At 42.2% G+C, this 5,915-nt stretch carries 4 protein-coding genes and 2 pseudogenes; all 6 read right to left on the bottom strand.

Going from position 1 to position 5,915, the window contains the following annotated elements; translation table 11 throughout:
* Window positions 1-1,823: GBS Bsp-like repeat-containing protein (locus B3473_RS01185; protein ID WP_293651001.1), on the bottom strand; the 1,823-nt coding region annotated here is incomplete at its 3' end.
* Window positions 1,824-2,369 carry a hypothetical protein gene (locus tag B3473_RS01180; protein ID WP_293651000.1) on the bottom strand — a complete coding sequence of 182 codons (546 nt, stop codon included), beginning with the start codon at window positions 2,367-2,369 and terminating at the stop codon, window positions 1,824-1,826.
* Window positions 2,370-2,522: 153 nt separating this feature from the next.
* Window positions 2,523-4,034, bottom strand: a complete 1,512-nt coding sequence (locus tag B3473_RS01175) for a glycoside hydrolase family 1 protein (RefSeq protein ID WP_293650999.1) — start codon at window positions 4,032-4,034, stop codon at window positions 2,523-2,525.
* An 87-nt stretch (window positions 4,035-4,121) separates the two neighbouring features.
* On the bottom strand, window positions 4,122-4,790 hold the full coding sequence (locus B3473_RS01170; RefSeq protein WP_293650998.1) for a GDSL-type esterase/lipase family protein: 669 nt from the start codon (window positions 4,788-4,790) through the stop codon (window positions 4,122-4,124).
* Between the two features lie 31 nt (window positions 4,791-4,821).
* Window positions 4,822-5,513, bottom strand: a pseudogene (locus B3473_RS01165) (Cof-type HAD-IIB family hydrolase).
* A gap of 133 nt (window positions 5,514-5,646) precedes the next feature.
* Window positions 5,647-5,915 (bottom strand): annotated as a pseudogene (locus B3473_RS01160) (hypothetical protein); the annotation flags it as partial.

Raw genomic sequence — 5,915 nt, 5'->3', positions numbered from 1 at the left:
TTTTGCACGGTAACCGTTGGTGCTGTCAAGTTTTGATTAAAGGTCAAATCAATCCCTGAAGTAGTAGCGAAACCAACAAGGGAATGTGTTACTTCGCTGACACCGTAAACGTGAACGTTGTAGTGGCCTGATTCAAAGTTATGATTTTTCGCGTAGAAAGTGTAAGTGTAGCTGCCGTCTGCTGCTTTTTCTGCCTTGTACCACTTGATATCATCTTGGCCGTTTTGGCTAGTCCAAACAGGCACTTCAATATCATGAACGTAGATTGGGACGTTGGTTACCACAACCTTAGCTGAAGTATCGCTGGCTTGGGTTACACTGACTTTGACATCTGGTTTTGGCACGTCAATGCTGGTTCCACTGATGCAGGTCATTTTCCCTTTGACAACGGCATAAGTGTGGATGTAATAAGCACCGTAATCACCTGTGTAGCTAGCTGTTAATTGACCATTTTTAGCCACTTGGTACCATTTGATATCGTCTTGATCGTTTTTGGCTGACCAAACCGCGTGGTAAGTTTTGAGGTTTGAGCTGACGTCGCTTGGCATGGTAATGTAGATACCTGTTGGAGCCAATTCTGCCTTAACGGCCACATCACCGAAACGATAGTCTGATTCAAAGCGTTTGCCAAGTAATCCTGTTTGTACTTTTTTTACGTGGTTATAGCCATAAACGTGGACATTGTAAGTACCCGCTTCTAGATTATGGGTCGCTTCGCTGAAAACAACGCAATAAGAACCGTCTGCTGCTTTTTCTGCCTTGTACCATTGAAGATCGTCTTGACCATTTGCCTCTGTCCAAGTTGGTACTTGGATATCATCAATGTAAATCGGTACATCAGTGATGGTTACCTTGTAAGTCGTCGCACTTTCTTTGGTAATATTAGCCTTAACTTCTGGTTTTGGCACAAGGACTGAAGTGGCGTTCAAACCGACCATTTGCCCGTGAACAACTCCATATGTGTGAACGAGGTAAGTTCCGTAAGAGCCAGTGTAGTTGGCTTTAGTATGACCTGAAGGGTCAGCCTTGTACCAAACAATATCATCTTGATCATTTTCCGCAGACCAAACCGCGTGGTAAACCGCCATCCCTTTGCTGACATCACTTGGCATAGTCAAATCAATGCCGTCTTTGGCTAATGTGGCATCAACCACTACGTCACCAAAATGGTAATCCGCTTCAAAATGCGTACCAGCCAAACCTGTCAAAGCATTGGTTACCGCGCTCGTTCCGTAAACGTGAACATTGTAGCGACCGCTTTCTAGATTGTGTTCAGCCACACTGATAATAGCCGAATAAGTGGTGTTTGAATCCTTAGTTGTCTTGTACCAAATCAAGTCATCTTGGTCATTGGCTTGAGTCCATGTTGGCAATTGCACGCTTGAAATGTAGACAGGTACATCTGAAACCGTTACTTTGTAACTGGTTTCGCTGGCTTTCGCAATTGTCACTTTGGCACTTGGCTCAGGCACAATGATGCTTGTTCCATTCAGTCCAGTCATTTTACCATTAAGGTTTTGATAGGTGTGAATATGGTATTTGCCGTAAGAACCCGTGTATTTAGCTGTTGTTTTACCATGGCTGTCGGCCGTGTACCAAATCAAGTCATCTTGGCCATTCTTGTCTGACCAAACCGCAAACATGATTTTAGCCCCATCAGCGATTGGTTGGTTGTATTGGATGTTGAAACCGTTGCTACCTAGATAAACGTCGGTCACTCTATCCGTTACTCCAGTTCCGCCTCCTGTGGCTCCATGTTTTGATTGGTCAGCAGCTTCAGCATCTTCAGAAATAACTTTGGCTTCTGTTTCTGATGCAACCAACTATTCAGCAGAACTTTCTTCAGAAGTTGCCTCTGTGCTTGCCATTTCTTTTGCAGGCTCTGTAGAATCTTCTTCTGCTTCTGTTGACTCGGTAGAATTGTTTTCATTCTCTTCTACTACGTTTGTTGCCTCAGTTGTTACACCAGCAACTTCTGTTTCTGTCTTTTCTGGCACAGTAGATTCAGCTGGTTTGACAACTTCAGCATCTGTATTTTCTGTGGTTGAAGATGTTTCTGTAGTCTTTTCTACTTCAACCGGAGTTGTGCTTTCTGCTGAGTCAGAAATAACCGTCTTGTTTGCTTCTGTTTCAGAAGTTTTTGTGTCCCCAACACTGACTTCTGAATCTGTGGCAGTGGCAGCAGTAGATTCTGTTGCGACTTGTGGTGTGCTAGCAAGAGTTTCTGTGGCAGAAGAGTTTTCTACCGTTTCGTCAGCTTGCACAGCTGTTGTTCCCATAGCTGCCACCAAAACACCTGACAATAAAAGAGTTCCGATAGCTCCATAAGCTTTTGATTTTTTGATCGTTCCATGACCTTTTGTCTTCATAAACTTCTCTTAAAAAGCTTTCATTTTGTTACTATTTTAACATATTTTTAAGGTTGGTAAAATCCCCGAAAAATGAAATGCTTGACTTTTATTGACTAATAAAAAAGAAAAGCTGGGCATGTCGTCCCAGCTTAATTGGTGAGCAGTGACTCACTAGTCTTTGCTTGCATTTTCAGCCTCTTCAATGGCTTTTTGTCCGTTTGTCGCCAGAACCTCTTTGTACCAATAGAAGCTATCTTTTGGTGTACGGTTGAGTGTTCCGTTGCCTGCATCGTCCATATCCACATAAATGAAACCGTAACGTTTACGCATTTCACCTGTTCCAGCTGAAACGATATCGATACAACCCCAAGTTGTGTAGCCAATGAGGTCCACACCATTTGTAATCGCATCTGCCATAGCGTTGATGTGAGCACGGTGGTAGTCAATACGATAATCATCGTGGATAGAACCGTCTTCTTCAATCGTATCAAAGGCACCAAGACCATTTTCAACCACCATCAATGGAATAGCGTAGCGGTCATAAATTTTTTCAAGGTAATATTGCAAGCCCATTGGGTCATGTGCCCAACCCCAGTCAGAGTAAGTCAAATAAGGGTTTTTAGCACCTGTTGAGAAGTTTCCTGATACTTCTTCGACACCTGTGTGGGTCGTCACGTTGTTTGACATATAATAAGAGAAGGTGTACATATCAACGGTACCACGTTTCAAATCTTCAAGATCTTCTTCTGTGATATCAAGTGTCACGTTATGCTCTTTCCAAAGGCGTTTGGCGTAAGTTCCATAAGCACCCTTAACTTGCACGTCACCACAGTAGTAAATACCTGATTGCCACTTGTGCTCATTTGCCAAGATATCTGCAGGGTCGCACGTTCCTGGGTAGAAAGTAATACCACAAATCATGTTTCCAATCATGAAATCAGGATTGATAGCGTGACCGATTTGAACGGTTTTTGCAGATGCAACAAATTGGTGGTGCAAGATTTGGTAACCTTCTTGGTAATCTTCATCACGTGCTTTTGCCCCAAACATATCCAAGAACATGGTCGTGTTGTTGATTTCATTGAAAGTCAACCAGTATTTCACCAAGTCCTTGTATTCATTGAAAATCACTTCGCAATAGCGAACATAGTAGTCAATGACCTTGCGGTTTTTCCAGCCACCATATTTTTCTTCCAGTCCAAGCGGTGTGTCAAAGTGCCAGATAGATACCAAAGGTTCGATGTTGTATTTACGGCATTCTTCAAAAACAGAACGGTAAAAATCAAGACCTGCTTGGTTTGGCTCCTTGTCGTCCCCATTTGGGAAAATACGTGCCCATGAGATAGACAGACGGAAAATAGAGTAACCCATCTCAGCAAATAACTTAATATCTTCCTTGTAGCGATGGTAAAAATCAACCGCCACATGGTTAGGGTAATGCTCGGTGTCTAGCACCGCGTATTTGGCACCTTCTGGAATTTTCCCATTGTGTCCCATTGTTGGTACTTTGCCTGGTTTGCCGTCTTTGTCAATGTAAGTCATGTAACGTGGTTCTTTCACGCTACCACCTGTTGTGACGTCAGTTGCTACTAAGCCACGACCGTCTTCGTTGTAAGCTCCTTCTGCTTGATTGGCAGCAATTGCACCACCCCAAAGGAAATTTTTTGGAAATGCTTTTGTCATCTTGTACGCTCCTTTTATATCTTTCAACATCTCTAGTATAGAAGAATATGAAAACGCATTCCATCAGTATTATCTTACAAACTGATACTATAGTATTAAGTAGTCCGCTAAAGCCTTGGCAACAATACTATAACTCGCTACGGTCAAATGCAAGCCATCAACTGTCCATTCTCGCTTTAATTGCCCTTGGTTGTCGCAAAGTAAATCGTGAATGTCCAACCAGTGTACCTTGTCATTTGCCAACTTGCTTAACAAGCTATTCAGTTGTGCAATCGTTTGATTGTTACGTTGACTTGGTGTCCGCACAAATTCAGGGGATTCATCCATCGGAAATAGGGACAATAAAACGATATCTGTTTCAGGCAATTGCTGACGAATCTGACCAATAATGTCTTGAATGGTCTGACAAACCGCCTTGGGTTCTCTTGTTTTCAAATCATTGACCCCAATCAAGATAAAGACTCGACTAGGTTTCAAATCAAGAACTTGGCTATCCAAATGTTCCAACAATTGCAGGCTGGTTATGCCATGAACCCCACGGTTGTAAAGAGGCACCGAAGCCGACAACATCTCATGGAGGGGAAAATATTCTGTAATCGAGTCCCCAGCAAAAACCATGTTGGGGTGGGAAACCTGCTGATTAAGCGCCGCGTATTTGTCCCACAATTCTGCCTGTTGGTCTGCTAACACATATTGGCGATAGCGTTGCACGTCAGGTTTATGATACAAGGTTTGAAAATCATCTTTTTCTGTCATTGCTTTCCTCTTTTTCTTATTTTCCGTCACCTTATAGGGATAAAAAATAATCTTGCAAAACTTTTAGCACGCCATTTTCTTGGTTTGATGGTGCTTGGTAGTTAGCAATTTTCTTAATGTCATGCGGTGCATTGGCCATAGCAAAGGAATATTTGGCCAATTTGAGCATTTCAATGTCATTGCCGCCGTCCCCAAAGACCATGAGATTTTCTGGCCCATAGCCCCAATAATCCAGCAAGAAATCAATTCCCGTTCCTTTATGAACGTGCGATGGAATCACATCAATACAGCCAAAACCACTAGAAGTCGCGGTTAATTGATAATCCGCAAACAACGTGTTGATTTCAGATTGAATGGTTACCGTCAAATCTTTTGGCACCAATAAAGTCACCTTGAAGAAATCATCGTCTGGAATAGGATGAAGATCATCCACATAATGCAAAACAGGCAAATAATAACTCAGCAAGTCCTTAACATCACTAGGCGTTTCCTTAGGTAAATAAGACGACTTTTTCCCAGCTAGATTGATAACCGTTTTCCGCCACAAAAGTCATCTGATGCTTGTGCTTTGGAAATTGTCGGATAATGATTACCACTAGCCACCACAAATTTAATATCTTCTTCTAGAAAACGGTCAAACAAACGCTCAAAAAGCGGCTTGTCATAAGTCTTATCATCCGTCAAAAACGTCCCGTCCATATCTGTTGCTATCAATTTAATCATACAATCTAACCTTTTCCCTTTCAAGGGGGTGCAAAATCCAAATAAATCGTGCATCTCAACTCCCAATATAACTTCTTCTATTATAACACAGAAAAACCAAAAAAAGACGTGCCAAATTGACACGCCTTGTCTGCTACAAATCAATCTTCACGCCATTTTTGAAGGTTAAGCTAATTTTCTTATCTTCCTTTATATCAAATCGCTCAACACTAGTCTGCCAGAGTTCTTGGTTGAAGTTTGTGATGAGACTATCCTGCTGCTTGAGTTCTTGGATAAACCCATCAAGGCTAATGCTCCTATTTTTCTGCTCCTCTAAGGATGACGTAGCTTCCTGTAGCTCTTTCTGCTTTTCTTGGTAGGCTGTTACTAGGGGTATCGTACTGCTCTTGGTAAAGGGCTTGA

Origin of the sequence: Streptococcus sp. UBA632 (assembly GCF_002300045.1) — a bacterium.
Taxonomy (GTDB): Bacteria; Bacillota; Bacilli; order Lactobacillales; family Streptococcaceae; genus Streptococcus; species Streptococcus alactolyticus.
Note: the sequence above shows the minus strand (reverse complement) of the source record. Positions and strands in the feature narration are given on the sequence as shown.